Here is a 21,269-nt window from a genome sequence, read left to right as displayed (position 1 = left end):
GGCGGAATCTGCATTGCGCACATGATAACGGGTCGCGCCGGCGCGCCTGCCGGTTTTTTGGGCGCGACCGGGCCGCGTGGGCGCCCGGAGGGAGAAAGCCGGGTCAGCCCGCGATGAGCGCGGCCACTTCCCCGATGTCGCTGCCGACCGCCTGATGGCCGCGCGCGCGCCATTCGGCCTGCGACGTGGTGCCGGTCACCGCGCCGATGAAACGCATGCCGGCGGCGTGCGCGGCGCGGGCGTCGACCTCGTGATCGCCGACGTATACGGCGTTTGGCGCGGGCACCGCGAGACGCGCGAGCGCGAGCAGCAGGGCGTCGGGATTCGGCTTGTGGCGCGATACGTCTTCGTGGCCGATGATCAGCCCCACCGAATCGCGCAGCCCGGCGGCGTCCAGAATCGCCTCGATGCGGTGACGGAACTTGCTGGAAACGATCCCGATCTCGACGCCGAGCGCGCGCAGGCGGGCAAACAGCGCGGGCACGTCGGGATAGAAGCGCGTCATCGCCACCATCACCTCGTCGGCGCGTTCGACGAAGCGCCGCGCGAACAACTGCGCGCGCTCGGGATCGTCGTCGGCGGCCAGCATCCGGTAGGTGTCGGGCAGCGGCAGCCCGATCGCGGCGAAGATGCGCGCGTCGCTGACATCGTGGATGCCCAGCTGCGTGAGCGCATGGCGGGTGCATTCGGTTACCGCGGTGGAGGAATCCGCGAGCGTCAGGTCGAAATCGAACAGCACGGCTTGGATGGTCATGGCGCGGCCCGGGAGGCGATGGAGGCATGGGGATGCGGGAGTGTAGCGCGCTCGCGCCGCGCTTTCCAACCCGACCGCAAACCGCTAGGCTTGGCGTCAAATCCAACGCATGCAGGAGACCGACGATGTCCATCCGCTCACTGGCCGCGGCCTGCCTCGCGGCGGCGGCGCTGGCCGCGGGCGTGCCCGCGCGCGCGGCGGACGCCGCGCCGTTCAGGATCGCGGTCTACAACCCGGGCGCGAAAAGCGCGTTTCCGGTGTCCGCATCGATCGTCGAAGGCCGCCGCGAGGTGCTGCTGATCGACGCGCAGTTCCAGCGCAACGACGCGGAGGCGCTCGTCGATCGCTTGAAGGCGAGCGGCAAGACGCTCAAGACGATCTACATCAGCCATCAGGATCCCGACTACTACTTCGGCCTCGATACCGTGACCGCCGCGTTTCCGGACGCGATAGTCGTCGCGACGCCGCAGACGGTGGCCGGCATCCGCGCGCACAAGGACGGCAAGCTCGCGTACTGGGGGCCGATCCTGAAGGACAACGCGCCGCGCACGCTCGTCGTGCCCGCGCCGCTCCACGGCGACACGCTGACGCTCGAAGGCCGCAGGCTGAAGATCATCGGGCTGCGCGGCCCGAGCGCCGGGCGCACGGTGCTGTGGATTCCCGCCTTGCGCGCGGTGGTGGGCGGCGTGCCGATCGCCGCGAACCTGCACGTGTGGATGGCCGACACGCCGACGCCGCAGGCGCGCCGCGCGTGGCTCCGGCAACTGGCGCGGATCGCCGCGCTGAGGCCGACGCTGGTGGTGCCCGGGCATTTCCTGCCGAATCCCGACGGCAGCGAGCCGCACACGCTCGCCGCCGTCGCCTTTACCCGCGACTACGTGCGCGCGTTCGACCAGGAAGCCGCGCGCACGCGGAGCGCGGCGGAGTTGATCGAGGCGATGCGGCGACGCTATCCGAACCTCGGCGACGTCGAGGCGCTGGAACTGGGCGCGAAGGTGGTGAAGGGCGAGATGAAGTGGCCGGCCGAATGACCGCACGCACCGACCCGCCGCCGCAATTCGCCTATCAGGCCGCATACCGCCACCTGCACGCGCTGCTCGACGCGGATGCCGATGCACGGCGGCGGCTGCCGTCGCTGCGCCGGCTTGCCGACGAATTGCAGGTCTCCGTGCCGACGATCCAGTATGCGTACGCACTGCTCGAACGCGAGGGCAAGGTGGTGGCCGTGCCGCGCTCGGGCTACTTTCCGGCCGCCGGGCGGCTGCAACCGGCGTGGCGCGGCGAGAATCGCCTCGACGCCATCTACGTGAACGCGCGGCGGCCGGGCATGCTCGCGCTGTCGAGCGACGCCCCTGCGCTGCTGCTGTCGCTCGATCATCCGCTGCGGGCGGCCGAGCGCATCCTCGCGCGCGAGGATGCGCGCCGGCAGCCGCCGTTTCCCGAGCCGTTCGGCGCGCAGGCGCTGCGTGAGGCGCTCGCGCGGCGTCATGCGGATGCGCCGGCCGGCTGGCGCGCGGCCGACGTGCATATCGCACCCGACTGGCGCGGTGCGCTCGATACGGCGCTCGATGTGCTCGGCCTGGGCGGTTGTGCCGCGCTGGTCGAGATGCCGTGTTCGTGGGCGCTCGTGCGCGTATTGCAGGCGCGCGGGATGCGCATCGTGCCGTTGCCGGTGCGTGGGCGCGGCGCGCTCGATGTCGACGCGGCGGCCGCGTTGCTCGCGCGCGAGCCGATCCGTTGCGCGTTGCTGTCGTCGGGCGTCGGCGTGCCGGGCGGCACCGCGCCGGGCGCGGACGAACAGGCGGCGCTGGCCGCGCTGCTGGCGCGCCGCGGCGTCTGGCTGTTCGAGAACGACCGCTACGGCGATCTTTATTTCGGCGCGGCGCCGTCGCGCTATCGCGACCATGCGGACCCGGAGCGCCTGATCGTGTATTCCGGATTCGACAAGCTGGTCGGCGGCGAGGCCCCGCATGGGTATTTGCTGAGCCGGGGCGACACCGCGCGCAGGCTCGACGGCGCGTGGCTCGCGCGCGCGTTCCGCAGCGCGCCGCTGCGCGAGCGCGCGCTCGCGCGGCTCATCGAGACGGGCAAGCTCGCGCATCACGCGGGCCGGCTGCGTCATGCGCTCGCCGACCGGATGACGCGCATGCACGCGCTGCTGCGCGCCGAGGCGGCGGACCTGTTCGAGATCACGCCGCCGCGCGGCGGCGCGGCGTTCTGGCTGCCCGCGCGCGATGCCGGCATCGACATGGGGCGGGTCTGCGACACGTTGCTCGCGCAACGGATCGTGATCGCCCCGGGCGAGGTGTTCGGCACGGACGGCGCGTTTCGCCATTGCCTGCGGCTGTCCTACACCGTCGATTGGTCGAGCGACATCGGCGGGGCGATCCGCGCGTTGGCCTCGGCCGTGCGCACGCAGGCGCGCGCGGCGCGCTGAGCGTCATTCCGTCGTGGGGCGCACGCCGAAGCAGTGACGCAACTCGGGGAACGCGCCGCCTCGCACCTCATCGGCGAACGCGGCCGCGGCATCGCGGATCAGCGCCGCCACGTCCGCGTACTGTTTCGCGAAGCGCGGCGGCGCGTCGCCGCTCAGGCGCAGGATGTCTTCCGTGACCAGCACCTGGCCGTCGCACGCGGGCGACGCGCCGATGCCGATCGTCGGTGCGCGCGATTCGAGCGTGATCGCGCGCGCGACCGGCTCCGCGACGCCTTCCAGCACCAGCGCGAACGCGCCGGCGTCGTCGTGCGCGCGCGCATCGGCGCGGAGCCGTTCCGCGGCCGCGTCGCCGAAGCCCTGCGCCTTGAAGCCGCCCAGCGCGTGCAGATACTGCGGCATCAGGCCGAGATGGGACATCACCGGGATGCCGCGCTCGACGAGGAAGCGCACGGTGGGCGCGAGCGCGCTGCCGCCTTCGAGCTTGACGGCCGCGGCGCCCGAGCCGGCGATCAACTGCGCGGCGTGGCGGTACGCCTGCTGCGGCGATTCCTGGTAGGTGGCGAACGGCAGGTCGACCACCACGCAGGCCTGCCGGGTGGCGTCGACCACCGCGCGCGCATGCGCGCTCATCTGCGCGAGCGTGATGTCGAGCGTGGTCGGGCGGCCGTACGCGACCATCGCGGTCGAATCGCCGACGAGGATCACGTCGACGAACGGATCGATCAGTTCCGCGACGGGCTTCGAATAGGCGGTCAGCGACACGATCTTGCGGGCGCCCTTGAGCGCGGCGATGGCGGGAATGGTCAGGCGGGACGGGGATCGATGCAGGCTCATGGCAGGTTCGCGGGGAATCGGAAAGAAGACGACCCGCTCATGGTAGGGCGCGCGCGCCGCCGATCCCATGCACAGCGGCGCGCGTAAAACCTGTACAGCGCGCGGTCGCGCGTCAGCCGCGCGGGCGGCGCAGCCGGCTGATCGCCCGCCACGCGCAGCCGGCGCTCGTGGCCGCGATGCCGGCGAACACGATCAGCACGCCGAGCCCGAAGCCGGGCGGCATCTCGCCCGAATCCGGCGACGCCGGCGGGGCGAACGCCATCAGGCCGCTGCCCGCGACGATCAGCGCGATGCAGGCGAGCCAGTAGAGCCGTCCGCGCGGACGCGCGCAGGCCTGGTACAGCGCGCAGCCGAGCCCGAACAGGTACAGCAGCGCGAGGGCGCCGAGCGCGATCAGGTCGGTGGCGGATTGGGTGGTTGAGGCGAGGGCGGAGGTCATGGCGAAGCGAGGAAACGGAACACGTCACGACAGTATCACAGCGATTCCGACGCAATACCGGCGACATGCCGCGTGCGGACCACCATCCCAAGATGGCCCCACGTCACGCAGGGTTGTACGCGATCGCGCGGACCTGTCTAGAATCATCGGTTTCCGACCCCGAGGGCATCACGATGGCAACCGAGTTTGATCCGGCCGCATTGGCCGGCCGTCTGGACCGTGTATTCGAGACTGCGCTGCGCGAGCGTCGCATCGTGGGCGCGGTCGCGATCGTCGCGCGACAAGGCGAGGTGGTGTATCGCCGTGCGCATGGGCACGCGGAACGCGAGACCGGGCGGCCGATGCGCGAGGACACGCTGTTCCGTCTCGCCTCGGTCACCAAGCCCTTCGTGGTGGCCGCGGTGCTGCGGCTCGCCGCCGAACGGGTGCTGACGCTCGACGATCCCGTGACGCGCTGGCTGCCCGGCTTCGCGCCGACTTTGCCCGACGGTCGCGCGCCGACGCTGACGGTGCACCAGCTGCTCACGCACACGGCCGGTCTCAGCTATGGCCTGCTCGAAGCGCATGACGGGCCGTACCATCGGCTCGGCGTGTCCGACGGGCTCGATCTCGCGGACGTCGATCTCGCCGAGAACCTGCGCCGGCTCGCCGCCGCGCCGCTCGCGTTCGCGCCCGGAGAGGGCTGGTGCTATTCGCTGGCGCTCGACGTGCTGGGCGCGGTGCTCGAACGCGCGACGGGCGTCGCGTTGCCGCAGGCGATCGAGCGGCTGGTCGGCGCGCCGCTCGGCCTGGCCGATATCGGCTTCGTCGCGCCGGCCGACTTCGCGCCGCGTTTCGCGGCCGCCTACGCGAACGCCGAGCCGGAGCCGGTCGCGATGACCGAGAACCAGGACGTGCCGCTGCCGGAAGGGCATGGCGTCGCGGTGCGCTTCGCGCCGTCGCGCGTGTTCGAGCCGTCCGCGTTTCCGTCGGGCGGCGCGGGCATGTATGGCACGGCCGATGCCGTGCTGGGTCTGCTCGACGCGTTGCGCACGGGCGGCGACGGCTTCCTGCCCGCCACGCTGATCGAGGCGGCGCGCACCGATCACGCGCCCGGCGCGGACACGCGCGGGCCCGGCTGGGGCTTCGGCTATGCAGGGGCGGTGCTGTCCGATCCGGCGCTCGCCGATTCGCCGCAGAGCGCGGGCACGGTGCAATGGGGCGGGGTGTATGGCCACAGCTGGTTCATCGATCCCGCGCAAGAGCTGACCGTGGTGCTGCTGACCAATACCGCTTATGAAGGAATGTCGGGACCGTTGACGCTCGAAGTGCGCGATGCGGTGTATCGCGGGGATTGACGCGCCGACGCGCCGACGCATGACAGGCGGGCGCGGCCGGCGATGCGGCCGCGCCCGGCCATGTCAAGGCTGGCCGTCCGCGCCGGCGTGGCCGGGCGCGCGGTTCAGCAGATGGGTGCGCCGGTCGGCGGCGAGCGACACGTAGCGCTCGTACTGGCGCAGCACGTCGGCGATCACCTCGTCGCCGTGCAGGTACTCGATGTCGTAGCCGAGCCGGCCGTCTTCGAAGAACGTGACGACCTCGTGGATGTGCGCGCGCCGCGCTTCCGGCTCGGCCGCCTCGCGCACCAGGAACGCGGGCGCGGACTTGTGCGCGACCCGCGCGCCGTACACGAAGTCGCGCTGGTCGGGCGTCGGCACGGTGAGGCGCACCGTGTTGTCGTCGTCGCGCTGCACGCTCGCATCGACGCCGCGCGCGCGCAGTTCGTCCGCCACCTTGCGCAGGGCCGGCAGCACGATCTCGGCGATGAACTGCCGCGCTTCCGTCTCGGTGGTCTGCCGCAGGATGTGCGACAGCCGGTGACGCCAGTGCTGGCCGGTCCAGAAGTTCGTGGCGGGCGCCATGTCCTGCGAATAGTGCGCATGGTCGGCCATCAGGCCGCGCCACAGCCCATAGCAGAGCGCCAGCATGATCAGCGCGACCGGCAGCGCGGCGATCAGCGTCATCGCCTGCAACGCCTTCAACCCGCCCGCGACCAGCAGCACCGCCGCCGTGACGCCGAGCAGCGCGGCCCAGAACAGCCGCTGCCAGACGGGCGAATGCGTGGCGCCGCGCGTGGCGATCGCGTCGATCACGAACGCGCCGGAATCGGCCGAGGTCACGAAAAACACCGCGATCAGCAGGATCGCGACGATCGACAGCCACTGCGACAAGGGCAGGTACTCGAAGAAACGGAACAGCAGCGCGTCGACCGAGCCGGCCGTCTGCGCGAGCGCGCCGGCGGCCACGTGCGTGTCGAGCCAGATCGCGCTGTTGCCGAACACGGTCATCCAGACGAGATTGAACGCGGTGGGCACGAGCAGCACGCCGACCACGAACTGACGAATGGTGCGGCCGCGCGAGATGCGCGCGATGAACATGCCCACGAACGGCGACCACGACACCCACCATGCCCAGTACAGGATGGTCCAGCCGCCGAACCAGCCAGCCTCGCGCGGCGGCGCGTAGGCGTAGGTGCGGAACGACAGCTCGACGAGGTTCGACAGGTACTGGCCGACGTTGTCGGCGAACGCGCCGAGCAGGAACGCGGTCGGGCCGGCCACCACGACGAACGCGAGCAGCAGGAACGCGATCATCAGGTTCAGCTCGGACAGCCGCCGCACGCCCTTGTCGAGCCCGCTCGCGGCGGACAGGCCGGCGAGCAGCACGACGAGCGCGATCAGGCCGACGCGGAACAGGTTGCCCGAGGTATCCCAGCCGGCCACCGTATGCAGTCCCGCGCTGATCTGCAGCACGCCGTAGCCGAGCGTGGCCGCGATCCCGGCCACCGTGCCGACCAGCGCGAACGCGTCGACCGCGTGGCCGATCCAGCCGTTCACGCGTTCGCGCAGCACAGGATAGAGGCCCGAGCGCAGCGTCAGCGGCAGGTTGTAGCGGAAGCCGAAATAGGCGAGCACGAGGCCCATCACGCCGTAGATCGCCCACGCGTGGAAGCCCCAGTGGAAGAAGGTCATCAGCATCGCCTCGCGCGCCGCCGCGGGCGTGCCGCCCTCGACGGTCGGCGGCTTCAGGAAATGCTGCATCGGTTCGCCGACGCCGAAGTACATGAGGCCGATGCCCATGCCGGCCGCGAACAGCATCGCGGTCCACGACATGAAGCTGAATTCGGGCTCGGCGTCGTCGGGACCGAGCTTGATGTCGCCGAAGCGGCTCGCGGCGATCAGCACGAGGAAGATCAGGAAGGTCGTGACGGCGAGCACGTAGAACCAGTCGAAATGGCCGATCACCCATTGCTGGCCGGTGCTGAACAGCGCGCCGGCCTCGTCGGGGCGCAGCGTGCACACGACAAGCAGCGCGCCGATCACGGCGAGTGATGGAATCACGACGGCCGCCTTGAAGGTCGTGCGTGGTGCGGGAGGGGTTTGGGACATGGCGTTGGCATCCAGGGAAAGGGCATCACTGGGCGAGGCACCGCTGCGCCGGCGGGGTGCGCCGGCAAGCCCGAATGCGGCGGGCTCGTGTGATGTTACCCGGTGGAACGGCTGCAAGGGGGCAATGCAGGAGGGTAGGTCAGCTGACGAATTGTAAGCTATCGACTCCGCAGCCGGATATTTCTCCGCACAACGCAACAACGCAACTGCGGCCATCCCGTCGGTGAGGCGGGATGGCCGCAGTGCGCATGCCGCTCAGTTCGACGTCGCGGCGCTCACCGCGGCCTTTGCATCGAGGATCCCCGCGCCCGGCGGCAAGGCGCTGCATGTCGCGGTGGCGGCGACGGGCGACGGACGGGCCGTGGCCGCGAGCTTCCGCGCGATCTGCGCGGGCGTCAGCGTCGGGTTCATCGACAGCATCAGCGAGATCACGCCCGCCACCTGCGGCGCGGCGAGGCTCGTGCCTTGATCGGTCGCGTAGGTGTCCGCCGCCGGCGAGGTGGTGCCCGCGTTCGAGGTCGACAGGATGGCGGTGCCCGGCGCGCTCAGGGTGATCAACGGGCCGAAGTTGCTGTAATACGCGCGACGGCCGGTGTTGTCGGTCGCGGCGACGGCGATCACGCCCTTGCAGTTCGCGGGACGATCCTGCGAGGTCAACAGCCCGTCGTTGCCGGCCGCGACCACCACGCTCACGCCGACCGCATTGACGTCGTTGATCGCCTGCTGGAACGTGCTGCCGCACGGGCCGGTGCCGCCGAGGCTCAGGTTGATGACCTTGGCCGGATGCGTGTTGTTCGGCACGCCGGCGACCGGGATCCCGGCGGCCCAGCGCATGGCGTCCGTGATGTCGCTGTCGACGCCGCCGCACTTGCCGAGCACGCGCACCGGCAGGATCTGGCTGTTCCAGTTCACGCCCGCGATGCCGATGCCGTTGTTGGCCGATGCGCCGATGATGCCGGCCACCTTGGTGCCGTGCCATTTGCTGTTGTGCGGCGGCTCCTTGCAGTAGCGAAACGGGCCGGTCGGATCGTTGATTTCGGCCTGCGTGACCCAGTCGCCCGGATCGGTGGCGTCCGGGCCGCGCGTCTTGCCGTTGTTGCTGGTCGCGACGCTCGTGATGAAGCTGTAGCCGGGCAGCAGGTTCGGCGTGATGTCGGGATGCGGGCGGTAGCCGGTGTCGAGCACGGCGGTCACGAGGCCGGGCGCGCCCGTGGTCAGGTTCCAGGCGAGCGGCAGGTCGATGCCGACCGCGGGCGATGTCAGGTTCCATTGTTGCGGGAACATCGGATCGGTCGAGATGGTTCGTGCGAACACACGGCGGTCCGGTTCCGCGTAGGCGACGTCGGGGTCGGCCGCGAAGGCTTGCGCGAGCGCCGCGGCATCGGTGGCCGCCATCGCGCGGCCGAGCGACAGCAGCGCGGCGCCGTCCGACAGCGTGCGCGCCATCTGCACGGCGGCCGGCTGCGCGGCGCTGGCCGCGTAATTGCGCGCCTGGCTGTTCTGCGCGCTCGGCGCGTTCCAGTTGGTCATCACGCGCTGGATCACGGCGCCGACGCGGGCCGGATCGCCGGCGCTCGCCGCCATGATGCGGGCCCCGGAAGCCGACGACGCGGTGGTCGGCTGCAGCTTGACGATCATGTGGTCGACCGGCGCGTCCTGCGTGACGGAACCGGGCGTCGTGCCTGATGAGGGGGACGACGTGGTTTTTGCCGCGCAGGATGCGTTCGAACTCGACGGAACCGAAGTGCTGGGCGCCGGCGCGGTGGGGGCGGGGGGCGGGGTAGCCGGCGAGGACGGCGAGGGCGGCGGCGCGCCGTCACCGCCGCCGCCGCCGCCGCCGCAACCGGCGAGGGGAATGAGTACAGAAGCGGAAAGGATGCCTGCGAGCACGCGCGTCCGGCTGGGCCGTGCGGGGGGGAGGTTGAAACTTTTGACGCTCATGTTGCCTCTCGGACTGATGGTTCGAAACCGCTATCCCACGGTCAAGGCGGTCGAGATCCGATGGCACCGGCAGGCCGGAAGCGTCCTCGTATTCGTTCGCAGTCCGACACGCGGCATGGATCTTTCCCATGTCCCCGTCGAATTCGGCGCTGCTTTGCGAGGACCATGAATTGGGGTAACGGCGTCCTTTAGCAATTCTTAATGGTTGAACGAAAATGATTTGAATGAAATTTTTTTCGAGGGCACCTGACCGATGTGAATCGGACCTGAAGTTGGATCGCAATTATTTTTTTGTTGAGATTGGTTGACAATCAAGCCGCGCATTGCTGTCCGATATGGTGATAAGGACATGCCAGATGTACCGTGCGTCGGGCGATGGGCAGCGCGAGATCAACTCGGATCGGAAGCAGCGCGATTCAGCGCGCCGCATCGCGCGTCGCGACGTTTCGTACGAGCGCAGAGGGATGCGCCAATGGGCGCGACGGCTTCACCAGAGATTGCGGCGAGCATGTGAGGCGGCATCAACGCGACACGAGGCCCCGGGACCTGTCGCGATCCCGGTGCCGCAGCAGCGCCTCGCGGTATTCAGGCGACGGTATGGGTTTCTGATCGTCGATTAGCATAATTGGCAAGCAATTTCGGTTTAATTTTTAGTTTTCTTGTATATAAGCGTCGCTGAATATTTTGATATTTGTCTCGATGTGTGTGCGTCCGACGTCAACGAGTGAACACGCGTCCGTGATTGCGATAGCGTTATCTCCAAGTCGCGCTTCGCGTACGGCGGGCTCCTTCGCGCGTCATGCCTGAAACACGCAAGCGTTGATGGTTCTCAAGCCTTTTTGCTCATGATCAGGCATACCCGATGCGAGATGCCGGTTGTCCGTGTGGAATGCGGGCATGGCGCACACGAAGTCTTTGACAGGGTACGGCCACACCATCCGAGAGGACCGGCCATGCCGCTTACCCGCACGTTCACGCTGAACGGTGCGTCACTGAGCACCCTGGAATGCCTGGGCATCGCGGGCGTTCGTCGCGGCGCTTTTCGTCTCCGTCCAGCCGGGCCGACAGGACGTGGCGAAGGGTGCACGGCCGTCAACAAGCTCGCCGCGAGGCTGCGCGCGCGGGGCGCAGCGATTCCGGTTCCTGGCGCCGCGATGAAGGCCGATGCCATCATCGAGGTGCGGTCATGAAAATCGCGCGGTTCGCCCTTAACGTCTTCGCAACACTCGCGATCGGCTATGCGCTTTCGCGCTGGATCGACCGGTTGCCGTACGAATTCCCGCCGCTGCCCGCGACAATCACGGCGGCCATGAGCGCGCTCGGCATCGACACGATTGCCCATGCCGACGCCATCGAAGCAAGCGGCTTGCTCGTCATCATCGCGGCATCGCTCGCCGTCGCCGCGCTGCTCGTCCGGGTCGCAAATCGGCTCTTCGTGCATCGGCGGCGCGCATGGAAGAGGCGGTCTGAAGGAACAGTCGTACCTCGATGCGGTCTTTCGTCCATGCTCCGGTCCCGGAAGAACCGCCAATCCTGACGCGACGCGTGAACACGTGTCTCTCGGTGGGCCGTCGTTCGACCTCGCCTCACCATCAGTCGGCGTGAAGCTCGACTCGAACCTGCTCAGGCGAGTTTTTCACGTCCGTCGCAGCGTGTTGCGCGCACGAAATCGCCGGTCTCGCGCATCGCGGCTTGAATGTCGGCTGGCCGTTCCCCGCCCGGTTCGACCCTCTTCCACGTTCATTCCCCGGCCGCAGCCCCCCACCAGACCCGCCCCCAGCCATCCGTACTTTCCCCGACCCACTCCGCGATGAAAATTTATTTTTTTCTTTTCGGAATTTGTGTAAATTAACTTTCATTCAGATTTCGCCGCGCCGCTCCCATGCCTCATCTCCCTCCGCCCGGGTCAGCTGACATCGAGTCTGCGATCTCAGTCCGGATCGCCGCCGTGCTGTCGTCGCTCACGCCGATTCATCGGCGCATGGGCGAATACGTGCTGGCCAATCCGTTCCGCGCCGCGACCATGCACATCGACGAGCTGGCGAACGCGGTCGGCGCGTCGGTCGCGACCGCGAACCGGTTCGCGCGCGCGCTCGGCTTCGACGGTTATCCCGCGCTGCGCGCGGCGCTCGTGCGCGGCTTCGAGGCCACGCTCGCGCCGGTCGAGCGCCTGCGTTCCGCGCAGGAGCAGGAGGCCGCGATGCGCGGCGGCGAACTGATCGACGCCGCGTTCACGCAAGCCGTCGCCAACCTCGAACGCACCCGCGCCCAGCTCGAACGCGCGCACGTCGAGGCCGCGGTCGATGCGATCCTCGCCGCGCGCCGCATCTTCATCCTGGGCGCGGGCGCGAGCGGCTTTCTCGCCGGCCTGATGGAGCACGCGCTGTCGGTGTGCCATGACCACGTGCAATCGCTCGCGATGGTGGGCGGCCCGACCAACGCGGCGCGCCGGCTGTTCAGCGCCGGGCCCGGCGACCTGGTGATCGCGATCGCCTTCCCGCGCTATGTGCGCGACACGGTCGAATTCGCCCGCCGCGCCGCCGCGCAGGGCGCGACGGTGCTCGCGCTGACCGACGGCCCCGCGTCGCCGCTCGCGCCGTTCGCCTCGCTGTCGCTGTACGTGACGGCCGAGCGCCGGCTCGCCGCCACCTCCGAGGCCGCCGTGCTGACGCTGATCGAGGCGCTCGTCGATGCGGTCGCGCATCGCGCGCGCCGTTCGGCGCAGGCCGCCGCCGACATGACCGAATTCGTGCTGCCGTGGCTCGTTGCGCCGCAACCGGCAGCCGCTCCTTCACCCCGCAATCCCTCCCGTTCGAAAAAAACATGAATCCGACCGCTGTCGTAGCGATCCACGGCGGCGCAGGCACGATCCTGCGCCAGGCGATGAACACCGAGACCGAGGCGCGCTATCGCGCCGAGCTGAATGCGATCCTGGCCGCCGCGCAGGCCGTGCTGGCCGACGGCGGCAGCGCGCTCGACGCGGTCAGCGTCGCGGTGCGCCTGCTCGAGGACTGCCCGCTCTTCAATGCCGGGCACGGCTCGGTCTACACGTCGGAGGGCCGGCACGAACTCGACGCGGCGGTCATGGACGGCGCGACGCTCGCGGCCGGCGCGGTGTGCTGCGTGACGCGGCTGCGCAACCCGGTGCTCGCCGCGCGGCGCGTGATGGAGGCGAGCGAGCACGTGATGTTCTCGGGCGCGGGCGCGGAGGCGTTCGCCGCCGCGCAAGGCCTGGACCTGGTGGAGCCGGACTATTTCGCGACCGAGTTCCGCCGCGAGCAGTGGCTCAAGGCGCGCGACGCGAGCACCGCGCTGCTCGACCACGATGCGTCCACGCTCGCGTTCACGCAGGGCCGGCGCGCGCCGGAGCCGCTCGATCCGGATCGCAAGCACGGCACGGTCGGCGCGGTCGCGCTCGATCGTCACGGCCACCTGGCCGCCGCGACCTCGACGGGCGGCATCACCAACAAGCAGCCGGGGCGCGTCGGCGACACGCCGATCATCGGCGCGGGCTGCTATGCGAGCGACGCGACCTGCGCGGTGTCGGCGACCGGCACGGGCGAGATGTTCATCCGCCTCGCCGCCGCCTACGACATCGCGGCGCAGATGGACTATCGCGGCGCGTCGCTGCACGACGCCGCGCACGACATGGTGATGAACAAGCTGCCGCGCATCGACGGGCGCGGCGGCGTGATCGCGATCGACCGGCTCGGCCGGGTGGCGATGCCGTTCAACACGGAGGGGATGTACCGCGGTTACGCGCGGGTGGGCGAGGCGCCCGTCACCGCGATCTATCGCGACGAGGCGGCCTGACCGGCAGGCCGAACAGGAGGAGACCCAGACATGAACAACAACCGAACCGCCGCCCCGAACCTGCCCGACGCCCGCGTGATCGCGGTCGACGATCTGTCGGTGCGGTTTCGCCGCGAGGGCGTCGCGTTCGACGCGGTGCGCCACCTGTCGTTCCACGTCGATCGCGGCGAGACGCTCGCGATCGTCGGCGAATCGGGTTCGGGCAAGTCGGTCACGTCGCTCGCGCTGATGCGGCTCGTCGAGCACGGCGGCGGCGCGATCACGGGCGGCGCGATGCATCTGCGCCGGCGCGGCGGCGCGCTGCTCGATCTCGCGCGGGCGTCGTCGGCGACGATGCGCACGGTGCGGGGCGCGGACGTCGCGATGATCTTCCAGGAGCCGATGACCTCGCTGAACCCGGTGTTCACGGTCGGCGACCAGATCAGCGAGGCGATCGCGCTGCACCAGGGCAAGTCCGCCGCCGAGTCGCGCGCCGAGACGCTGCGCCTGCTCGATCTGGTGCGGATCCCCGAGGCGCGCCGCGTGTTCGCCCGCTATCCGCACCAACTGTCGGGCGGCATGCGGCAGCGCGTGATGATCGCGATGGCGCTGTCCTGCAAGCCCGCGCTGTTGATCGCGGATGAGCCCACCACCGCGCTCGACGTGACGATCCAGGCGCAGATCCTGCAACTGATCCGCGGGCTGCAGGACGAGATGGACATGGGCGTGATCTTCATCACGCACGACATGGGCGTGGTGGCCGAGGTCGCGGATCGCGTGCTCGTCATGTATCGCGGCGAGAAGGTCGAGGAGGGGCCGGCCGACGCGTTGTTCGCCGCGCCCGCGCACACCTACACCCGCGCGCTGCTCGCCGCGGTGCCGCGGCTCGGCGCGATGCGCGGCACCGAGTCGCCCGCCAAGTTTCCGCTGCTGCGCGCCGAAGCGGCCGGCGCGGCGCCGGCCGAGGCGGGCGCGGCGCAGCCGGCCGTCGACCGCGACGCGCCGCCGATCCTGCGCGTGCGCGATCTCGTCACGCGCTTTCCGGTCAAGAGCGGCCTGCTCGGGCGCGTGTCGCAATACGTGCACGCGGTCGAGCGGGTCAGCTTCGAGCTGCGCGCGGGCGAGACGCTCGCGCTGGTGGGCGAGTCCGGCTGCGGCAAGTCGACCACCGGGCGCTCGCTGCTGCGGCTCGTCGAGAGCCAGAGCGGCTCGATCGAATTCGACGGCCGCGAGATCAGCGCGATGAAGGGCGCGGAGCTGCAGGCGCTGCGCCGCAATATCCAGTTCATTTTCCAGGATCCGTTCGCGTCGCTGAATCCGCGCATGACGGTCGGCTTCTCGATCATGGAGCCGCTGCTCGTGCACGGCGTCGCGAGCGGCCGGGCCGCCCAGCAGCGGGTCGACTGGCTGCTCGAACGCGTGGGCCTGCCCGCCGACGCGGCGCGCCGCTATCCGCACGAATTCTCCGGCGGCCAGCGCCAGCGGATCGCGATCGCGCGCGCGCTCGCGTTGAATCCGAAGGTCGTGATCGCGGACGAGTCGGTGTCGGCGCTCGACGTGTCGGTGCAGGCGCAGATCGTCAACCTGATGCTCGACCTGCAGCGCGAGCTGGGCGTCGCCTATCTGTTCATCTCGCACGACATGGCGGTGGTCGAGCGCGTCAGCCATCGGGTCGCGGTCATGTATCTCGGCCAGATCGTCGAGATCGGCCCGCGCAGCGCGGTGTTCGAGGCGCCGCGCCATCCCTATACGAAGAAGCTGATGAGCGCGGTGCCGGTGGCCGACCCCGCGCGCCGCCATGCGCCGCGCGTGCTGGCCGCCGACGAGATCCCGAGCCCGATCCGCGCGCTCGGCGACGAGCCGGTGGTCGCGCCGCTCGTCGCGGTCGGCCCGGATCACTACGTGGCCGAGCACCGCATCGGCGGCGCGTACTGAGCGTGCCCGCCCCGTACGCCCTACAACAACCCGTTGCCGCACGACGGCATGTCCATTTCCAGACCGCACCGCAGGAGACTCGCCCGATGAACCAACCGTCCCAATTCCCGTCCTTCCGTCTTCGCGCGCTGGCGGCCGCCGGCGCGTTCGCGCTGATGGCCGCGCTGCCCGCGGCCGCCCAGCAGACCGCGGTGATGGCCGTCGATTCGACCTTCACGACGCTCGACCCGTACGATTCGAACGACACGCTGTCGCAGGCGGTGACGAAGTCGTTCTACCAGGGCCTGTTCGGTTTCGACAAGGACATGAAGCTCGTCAACGTGCTGGCCACGAGCTACGAGGCGAGCCCGGATGCGAAGGTGTACACCTTCAAGCTGCGCCAGGGCGTGAAGTTCCAGGACGGCACCGATTTCAACGCGAATGCGGTGAAGGTGGTGTTCGACCGCGTGACCGATCCGGCCAACAAGCTCAAGCGCTACAACATGTTCCGCCGCATCGAGAAGACCGAGGTGGTCGATCCGTACACGGTGCGCGTCACGCTCAAGGAGCCGTTCTCGGCATTCATCAACGTGCTCGCGCATCCGTCGGCGGTGATGATCTCGCCGACCGCGCTGAAGAAGTGGGGCCGCGACATCGCGCTGCATCCGGTCGGCACGGGTCCGTTCGAGCTGGTCGAGTGGAAGCAGACCGACGATCTCAAGGTGAAGAAGTTCGCGGGCTACTGGAAGAAGGGTTATCCGAAGATCGACGCGATCGACTGGAAGCCGGTGGTCGACAACAACACGCGCGCCGCGCTGATGAAGACGGGCGAGGCCGATTTCGCGTTCCGCATTCCGTTCGAGCAGGCGGGCGACCTCAAGGGCAATCCGAAGGTGGACGTGGTCGAGCGCGCCTCGATCGTGCAGCGCTACGTGAGCCTGAACGTGCAGCAGAAGCCGTTCGACAACCCGAAGGTGCGCGAGGCGCTCAACTACGCGGTGAACAAGGAAGCGCTCGCGAAGGTCGCGTTCGCGGGCTATGCGACGCCGTCGACCGGGATCGTGCCGCAGGGCGTCGACTACGCGGTGAAGCTCGGCCCCTGGCCGTACGATCCGGCGAAGGCGCGCGCGCTGCTCAAGGAGGCCGGCTATCCGAACGGCTTCGAGACGGTCCTGTGGTCCGGCTATAACAACTCGACGTCGCAAAAGGCGATCCAGTTCGTCCAGCAGCAGCTCGCGCAGGTCGGCGTGAAGGCGCAGGTGCAGGCGCTCGAAGCCGGCGAACGGGTCGCGAAGGTCGAGAGCGTGCAGGATCCGGCCAAGGCGGGCGTGCGCATGTACTACATCGGCTGGTCGTCGTCGACCGGCGAGTCGGATTGGGCGATCACGCCGCTGCTGGCGTCCGCATCGTTCCCGCCGAAGCTCGTGAACACCGCGTACTACAGGAACGACGCGGTCGACACCGATCTCTCGCAGGCGCTGCAGACCACCGACCGCGAGAAGAAGGCCGAGCTGTACGCCGACGCGCAGAAGCGCATCTGGGCCGACGCGCCGTGGATCTCGCTGGTCCAGGAAAAGATCGTCTACGCGCGCAGCAAGCGCCTGCAGGGCGCGTATGTGCTGCCGGACGGCTCGTTCAATTTCGACGAGATCTCGATCAAGTAAGGACGGCTCGCGCCGTCGACGCGCGGCGGCCCGGCCGCCGCGCGTAACCTGGGCTTTCGCCTATGCTGAATTTTCTTGTCAAACGACTGCTGGGGCTGCTGCCGACGCTCGTGATCGTCGCGGTGCTGGTGTTCCTGTTCGTGCACCTGCTGCCGGGCGATCCCGCGCGGCTCGCGGCCGGGCCGGAAGCGGACGATGCGACGGTCGCGCTGGTGCGCGCCGATCTCGGCCTCGACCAGCCGATGCCCACCCAGTTCGTCAATTTCTTCGCGCGGATCGCGCATGGCGATTTCGGCCTGTCGACCCGCAGCAAGCGGCCCGTGACGACCGAGATCGGCGAGCGCTTCATGCCGACCCTGTCGCTGACCGTGATCAGCATGCTGTGGGCCACGCTGTTCGGGATGGGGATCGGCATCGTCTCGGCGGTCTGGCGCAATCGCTGGCCGGACCGGCTCGGCATGACGCTCGCGGTGTCGGGCATCTCGTTTCCCGCGTTCGCGCTCGGCATGCTGCTGATGGAGATCTTCTCGGTCAAGCTCGGCTGGCTGCCGGTGGTGCCCGACGGCACCTGGAAGAGCTACGTGCTGCCGTCGCTGACGCTCGGCGCAGCGGTGGCCGCCGTGATGGCGCGCTTCACGCGCGCCTCGTTCGTCGAGGTGCTCAACGAGGATTTCGTGCGCACCGCGCGCGCGAAGGGCGTGCGCGAGCCGGTGGTGGTGCTCAAGCACTGCCTGCGCAACGCGATGATCCCGGTCGTCACGATGATGGGCCTGCAGTTCGGCTTTCTGCTCGGCGGCTCGATCGTCGTCGAGGCGGTGTTCAACTGGCCGGGGCTCGGCCGGCTGCTGGTCGACGCGGTGACGATGCGCGACTACCCGGTGATCCAGGCGATCGTGCTGCTGTTCTCGCTCGAATTCATCCTGATCAACCTGACCGTCGACCTGCTGTACGCGGTCATCAACCCGACCATCCGTTTCAAGTGAGGCGCGCATGAACGCGACTGTCCAAACCCCGCCGGCCGCCAACGCCGCCGGCGCGCACACGATCCGCACGCCGTGGCGCGAATTCTGGCGCAAGTTCCGCAAGCAGCATGTCGCGCTCGCGGCCGGCGTGTTCGTGCTGCTGCTCGTGGTGGTGGCCATCGCCGGGCCGCACCTGGTGCCCTACGATCCGGAAAACTTCTTCGACTACGATGCGCTCAACGCCGCGCCGTCGGCCGCGCACTGGTTCGGCGTCGATTCGCTCGGCCGCGACATCTTCAGCCGGATCGTCGCGGGCACCCGCATCTCGCTCGCGGCCGGCTTCTTCTCGGTCGCGCTCGGCGCGGTGATCGGCACCTTCTTCGGCTTGCTCGCGGGCTATTACGAAGGCTGGTGGGATCGCGTGACGATGCGCGTCGCCGACGTGCTGTTCGCCTTTCCCGGGATCCTGCTCGCGATCGGCGTGGTCGCGATCCTCGGCAACGGCATGGTCAACGTGATCTGCGCGGTGGCGATCTTCAGCATTCCGGCGTTCGCGCGGCTTGTGCGCGGCAACACGCTGATGCTCAAGCAGATGACCTACGTCGAGGCCGCGCGCAGCATCGGCGCGTCCGACTGGACGATCCTGATGCGCCACATCCTGCCCGGCACCGTGTCGTCGGTGGTGGTGTACTTCACGATGCGGATCGGCACCTCGATCATCACGGCGGCGAGCCTGTCGTTCCTCGGGCTCGGCGCGCAGCCGCCGACCCCGGAGTGGGGCGCGATGCTCAACGAGGCGCGCGCCGACATGGTCACCGCGCCGCACGTCGCGCTGTTCCCGAGCCTCGCGATCTTCCTGACCGTGCTCGCGTTCAACCTGCTCGGCGACGGGCTGCGCGACGCGCTCGATCCGAAGCTGGAGCGCCGCTGATGGACGCCGCCGCGCAAGGTGCCGCGCCGCGCGTCGGCGTGCTGCCGTCGGGGCCGCTCGACAGCCTCGCGGACGTGGCCGGCGTGACGGTCGGGCACGTCACGCTCGCCGCCGGGCCGCAGCAGACCGGCGTGACGGTGGTGCGTCCGCACGCGGGCGACCCGTACCGCGACAAGGCGCCGGCCGGCGCGGCGGTGATCAACGGCTTCGGCAAGAGCATCGGGCTCGTGCAGGTCGAGGAGCTTGGCGTGCTCGAGACGCCGCTCGCGCTGACCAACACGTTCGGCGTCGCGGCGCTGGCCGAGGCGCAGATCCGCGCGGCCTGCGCGGCGAATCCGGAGATCGGGCGCGGCTGGCCGACCGTGAATCCGCTCGTGTTCGAATGCAACGACGGCTATCTGAACGACATCCGCGCGCTCGCGGTGACGCCCGCGCATTACGCGCAGGCGCTCGCGGCCGCCGGGCCCGCCTTCGCGCGCGGCGCGGTGGGCGCGGGGCGCGGCATGGCGTCGTTCGATCTCAAGGGCGGCATCGGCAGCGCGTCGCGCCTTGCGCGCGCGGCGCAGGCGGACTGGACCGTCGGCGCGCTCGTGCTCGCGAACTTCGGCCGGCTGCCGATGCTCACGATCGACGGCGCGCCGCTCGGCCGGCTGCTCGCGCGCCGCGCGCAGGCGGCGGCCGAGGCGCGGCCCGAGCAGGGCTCGATCATCATGCTGATCGCCACCGACGCGCCGCTGTCGTCGCGGCAGCTGAAGCGCGTCGCGCTGCGCGCGGCGGCCGGGCTCGCGCGCACCGGGTCGGTTTACGGCCACGGCAGCGGGGACATCGCGCTCGCGTTCTCGACGGCCTACACGGTCGGGCACGATGCGCAGCGCGTCGCGCTGCCCGCGCTGCTCGCCGACGCGACGCTCGATCCGCTGTTCGCGGCGGCGGCGGAGAGCGTCGAGCAGGCGATCGTCGACGCGCTGTGGCAGGCGCATACTGTCACCGGCCGCGACGGCCACACGCGACGCGCGCTGCGCGACGTCGCGCCCGATTTCAACGAACTGCTGCGCGCCGCGCGCGCCCCATCCCGATGAAAATTCTGATCTCGACCGATATCGAAGGCGTGGCGGGGGTCTTTCATTCCGAGCAGGTCCGCGCCGGCAATCCCGAATACGAGCGCGCGCGCCGCTGGATGACCGCCGAGGCGAACGCGGCGATCGAAGGCGCCTACGCGGGCGGCGCGAGCGAAGTGTGGGTCAACGATTCGCACGGCGGGTTCCGCAACCTGCTGCCCGACGGCCTCGACGACCGCGTGCGCGTCGTGCTCGGCAAACCGCGCATGCTCGGCATGATGGCCGGGCTGGAGGCGCGCCCCGATCTGGTGTTCATGGTCGGCTATCACGCGAAATCGCAGGCGCGCGGGATTCTCGCCCATACGATCAACAGCTTCGCGTTCGCGCAGGTGCGGCTCGACGGCGAGGAGGTCGGCGAGGCGGGCCTGTACGGCGCGCTCGCGCAGGAGTACGGCGCGCGGGTGGCGCTTCTGTCCGGCGACGACGTCTTCGTCGCGGAAACCGGGCCGTGCTTCCCGGCCGCGCGCTGCGTGGAGGTCAAGCAGGCGGGCGGGTTTGCGAGCGGCGCGTCGTTCACGCCGTCCGCCGCGTGCGCGGCGCTCGTCGCGGCCGCGCGCGAGGCCGTCGCGACCGCCCGCGACGCGGGCCATCGGGCCGGCCCGCACGCGCCGCGCGCGGTGCGCTGCGAACTGCGGGTGCAGACGCCGGCGCTGGCCGACCTGTTCTGCCAGTGGCCGGCGCTCGAACGCATCGACGGCGTCACGCTGCGCTTCGCGGCCGACACGGTCGAGCATGCGGTGAGAATGCTGAACAGCCTGTCCGCGATGTCGGCCGTGCTGCGCTGACGGCGCGGCGTCTCTGCGTGCGAATGCCGTGGCAATCTTGAGCCGTCGAGAAGTCTGGCAGGCACAGATCACCACTGTCCGCGACAAAAAGACAGGCATCGAGACAAGACGTGAAGATATTCCCGTCACGTCGGATCGTTGCTGGACGGGATAGCCCGATGCGGGGCTCTTGATGAGCGCGCGGCGAGCGCGGCCCCGTCGACCCGGACACAAACTCACACGACCGTTGATGAATCCAGGGGGCATCGAAACTCGCGTGGCCGGCACGAT

At 69.7% G+C, this 21,269-nt stretch carries 17 protein-coding genes and 1 pseudogene; 13 read left to right on the top strand and 5 right to left on the bottom strand.

The annotated features are described in order from the left end of the window. Nucleotides 1-103: 103 nt before the first annotated feature. Entirely contained in the window at nucleotides 104-754 is a 651-nt protein-coding gene (locus tag AC1RQF_RS08845; RefSeq protein ID WP_492871819.1) for an HAD family hydrolase, read from the bottom strand. Between the two features lie 125 nt (nucleotides 755-879). Here AC1RQF_RS08845 and AC1RQF_RS08840 point away from each other — a divergent pair. Both AC1RQF_RS08840 and AC1RQF_RS08835 read left to right on the top strand, forming a co-directional pair. Beyond that, nucleotides 880-1,776 (top strand): annotated as a pseudogene (locus tag AC1RQF_RS08840) (MBL fold metallo-hydrolase); the annotation flags it as partial. 5 nt (nucleotides 1,777-1,781) lie between these two features. Beyond that, nucleotides 1,782-3,191: an aminotransferase class I/II-fold pyridoxal phosphate-dependent enzyme gene (locus AC1RQF_RS08835; protein WP_273996228.1), complete on the top strand. Its 1,410-nt coding sequence runs from the start codon at nucleotides 1,782-1,784 to the stop codon at nucleotides 3,189-3,191. A 3-nt stretch (nucleotides 3,192-3,194) separates the two neighbouring features. Here AC1RQF_RS08835 and panB read toward each other — a convergent pair whose 3' ends face one another. Then, nucleotides 3,195-4,025: a 3-methyl-2-oxobutanoate hydroxymethyltransferase gene (gene panB, locus AC1RQF_RS08830; protein ID WP_492871818.1), complete on the bottom strand. Its 831-nt coding sequence runs from the start codon at nucleotides 4,023-4,025 to the stop codon at nucleotides 3,195-3,197. Between the two features lie 112 nt (nucleotides 4,026-4,137). Beyond that, on the bottom strand, nucleotides 4,138-4,464 hold the full coding sequence (locus AC1RQF_RS08825) for a hypothetical protein (protein ID WP_273996226.1): 327 nt from the start codon (nucleotides 4,462-4,464) through the stop codon (nucleotides 4,138-4,140). A gap of 173 nt (nucleotides 4,465-4,637) precedes the next feature. Here AC1RQF_RS08825 and AC1RQF_RS08820 point away from each other — a divergent pair, with 173 nt between their 5' ends. Continuing rightward, nucleotides 4,638-5,801 carry a serine hydrolase domain-containing protein gene (locus AC1RQF_RS08820; RefSeq protein ID WP_492871817.1) on the top strand — a complete coding sequence of 388 codons (1,164 nt, stop codon included), beginning with the start codon at nucleotides 4,638-4,640 and terminating at the stop codon, nucleotides 5,799-5,801. A gap of 63 nt (nucleotides 5,802-5,864) precedes the next feature. On the opposite strand, the gene AC1RQF_RS08815 is transcribed toward AC1RQF_RS08820, so the two are convergent. Both AC1RQF_RS08815 and AC1RQF_RS08810 read right to left on the bottom strand, forming a co-directional pair. Then, nucleotides 5,865-7,892 carry a BCCT family transporter gene (locus AC1RQF_RS08815; protein ID WP_273996224.1) on the bottom strand — a complete coding sequence of 676 codons (2,028 nt, stop codon included), beginning with the start codon at nucleotides 7,890-7,892 and terminating at the stop codon, nucleotides 5,865-5,867. 255 nt (nucleotides 7,893-8,147) lie between these two features. Beyond that, a complete protein-coding gene (locus AC1RQF_RS08810) occupies nucleotides 8,148-9,833 on the bottom strand; it encodes a S8 family peptidase (RefSeq protein WP_492871816.1) in 1,686 nt (561 codons plus the stop codon). Between the two features lie 953 nt (nucleotides 9,834-10,786). Between AC1RQF_RS08810 and AC1RQF_RS08805 the strand changes: the two genes are divergently transcribed. The 10 genes from AC1RQF_RS08805 (at nucleotide 10,787) to AC1RQF_RS08760 (ending at nucleotide 20,999) form a co-directional block, all read left to right on the top strand. Continuing rightward, nucleotides 10,787-11,023 (top strand): hypothetical protein, encoded by a 237-nt coding sequence (locus AC1RQF_RS08805; RefSeq protein ID WP_273996223.1) that lies wholly within the window; start codon nucleotides 10,787-10,789, stop codon nucleotides 11,021-11,023. After that, a complete protein-coding gene (locus tag AC1RQF_RS08800; protein ID WP_273996222.1) occupies nucleotides 11,020-11,370 on the top strand; it encodes a hypothetical protein in 351 nt (116 codons plus the stop codon). The genes AC1RQF_RS08805 and AC1RQF_RS08800 overlap by 4 nt, the downstream gene beginning before the upstream one ends. Before the next feature lie 345 nt (nucleotides 11,371-11,715). Then, nucleotides 11,716-12,660 (top strand): MurR/RpiR family transcriptional regulator, encoded by a 945-nt coding sequence (locus tag AC1RQF_RS08795; protein WP_273996221.1) that lies wholly within the window; start codon nucleotides 11,716-11,718, stop codon nucleotides 12,658-12,660. Further along, complete coding sequence (locus tag AC1RQF_RS08790; protein ID WP_492871815.1) at nucleotides 12,657-13,646, top strand: isoaspartyl peptidase/L-asparaginase family protein; 990 nt, start codon at nucleotides 12,657-12,659, stop codon at nucleotides 13,644-13,646. The genes AC1RQF_RS08795 and AC1RQF_RS08790 overlap by 4 nt, the downstream gene beginning before the upstream one ends. A gap of 30 nt (nucleotides 13,647-13,676) precedes the next feature. Then, on the top strand, nucleotides 13,677-15,560 hold the full coding sequence (locus tag AC1RQF_RS08785) for a dipeptide ABC transporter ATP-binding protein (protein ID WP_492871814.1): 1,884 nt from the start codon (nucleotides 13,677-13,679) through the stop codon (nucleotides 15,558-15,560). An 86-nt stretch (nucleotides 15,561-15,646) separates the two neighbouring features. After that, complete coding sequence (gene gsiB, locus AC1RQF_RS08780) at nucleotides 15,647-17,203, top strand: glutathione ABC transporter substrate-binding protein GsiB (protein ID WP_273996218.1); 1,557 nt, start codon at nucleotides 15,647-15,649, stop codon at nucleotides 17,201-17,203. A 62-nt stretch (nucleotides 17,204-17,265) separates the two neighbouring features. Then, nucleotides 17,266-18,186 (top strand): glutathione ABC transporter permease GsiC, encoded by a 921-nt coding sequence (gsiC, locus tag AC1RQF_RS08775; protein ID WP_273996217.1) that lies wholly within the window; start codon nucleotides 17,266-17,268, stop codon nucleotides 18,184-18,186. A gap of 7 nt (nucleotides 18,187-18,193) precedes the next feature. Continuing rightward, a complete protein-coding gene (gene gsiD / locus AC1RQF_RS08770) occupies nucleotides 18,194-19,096 on the top strand; it encodes a glutathione ABC transporter permease GsiD (protein ID WP_273996216.1) in 903 nt (300 codons plus the stop codon). Continuing rightward, nucleotides 19,096-20,175 (top strand): DmpA family aminopeptidase, encoded by a 1,080-nt coding sequence (locus AC1RQF_RS08765; protein ID WP_492871813.1) that lies wholly within the window; start codon nucleotides 19,096-19,098, stop codon nucleotides 20,173-20,175. Before gsiD ends, AC1RQF_RS08765 begins: the two co-directional genes overlap by 1 nt. Then, a complete protein-coding gene (locus tag AC1RQF_RS08760) occupies nucleotides 20,172-20,999 on the top strand; it encodes a M55 family metallopeptidase (protein ID WP_492871812.1) in 828 nt (275 codons plus the stop codon). Before AC1RQF_RS08765 ends, AC1RQF_RS08760 begins: the two co-directional genes overlap by 4 nt. Nucleotides 21,000-21,269: the final 270 nt, after the last annotated feature.

It is taken from the genome of Burkholderia sp. GW821-FHT14F03, assembly GCF_058803765.1.
The sequence above is the reverse complement of the archived record's forward strand: the minus strand, read 5'-3'. Positions and strand labels throughout refer to the sequence as shown.

What these genes read in the sequence shown, in the direction of transcription:
- AC1RQF_RS08845 (WP_492871819.1), bottom strand. Translation starts at nt 754, where the DNA reads ATGACCATCCAAGCCGTGCTGTTCGATTTCGACCTGACGCTCGCGGAT.
- AC1RQF_RS08795 (WP_273996221.1), top strand. Translation starts at nt 11,716, where the DNA reads ATGCCTCATCTCCCTCCGCCCGGGTCAGCTGACATCGAGTCTGCGATC.
- AC1RQF_RS08765 (WP_492871813.1), top strand. Translation starts at nt 19,096, where the DNA reads ATGGACGCCGCCGCGCAAGGTGCCGCGCCGCGCGTCGGCGTGCTGCCG.
- AC1RQF_RS08825 (WP_273996226.1), bottom strand. Translation starts at nt 4,464, where the DNA reads ATGACCTCCGCCCTCGCCTCAACCACCCAATCCGCCACCGACCTGATC.
- gsiD (WP_273996216.1), top strand. Translation starts at nt 18,194, where the DNA reads ATGAACGCGACTGTCCAAACCCCGCCGGCCGCCAACGCCGCCGGCGCG.
- AC1RQF_RS08790 (WP_492871815.1), top strand. Translation starts at nt 12,657, where the DNA reads ATGAATCCGACCGCTGTCGTAGCGATCCACGGCGGCGCAGGCACGATC.
- AC1RQF_RS08785 (WP_492871814.1), top strand. Translation starts at nt 13,677, where the DNA reads ATGAACAACAACCGAACCGCCGCCCCGAACCTGCCCGACGCCCGCGTG.
- gsiB (WP_273996218.1), top strand. Translation starts at nt 15,647, where the DNA reads ATGAACCAACCGTCCCAATTCCCGTCCTTCCGTCTTCGCGCGCTGGCG.
- AC1RQF_RS08820 (WP_492871817.1), top strand. Translation starts at nt 4,638, where the DNA reads ATGGCAACCGAGTTTGATCCGGCCGCATTGGCCGGCCGTCTGGACCGT.
- AC1RQF_RS08760 (WP_492871812.1), top strand. Translation starts at nt 20,172, where the DNA reads ATGAAAATTCTGATCTCGACCGATATCGAAGGCGTGGCGGGGGTCTTT.
- AC1RQF_RS08800 (WP_273996222.1), top strand. Translation starts at nt 11,020, where the DNA reads ATGAAAATCGCGCGGTTCGCCCTTAACGTCTTCGCAACACTCGCGATC.
- gsiC (WP_273996217.1), top strand. Translation starts at nt 17,266, where the DNA reads ATGCTGAATTTTCTTGTCAAACGACTGCTGGGGCTGCTGCCGACGCTC.
- AC1RQF_RS08805 (WP_273996223.1), top strand. Translation starts at nt 10,787, where the DNA reads ATGCCGCTTACCCGCACGTTCACGCTGAACGGTGCGTCACTGAGCACC.
- AC1RQF_RS08815 (WP_273996224.1), bottom strand. Translation starts at nt 7,892, where the DNA reads ATGTCCCAAACCCCTCCCGCACCACGCACGACCTTCAAGGCGGCCGTC.
- AC1RQF_RS08810 (WP_492871816.1), bottom strand. Translation starts at nt 9,833, where the DNA reads ATGAGCGTCAAAAGTTTCAACCTCCCCCCCGCACGGCCCAGCCGGACG.
- AC1RQF_RS08835 (WP_273996228.1), top strand. Translation starts at nt 1,782, where the DNA reads ATGACCGCACGCACCGACCCGCCGCCGCAATTCGCCTATCAGGCCGCA.
- panB (WP_492871818.1), bottom strand. Translation starts at nt 4,025, where the DNA reads ATGAGCCTGCATCGATCCCCGTCCCGCCTGACCATTCCCGCCATCGCC.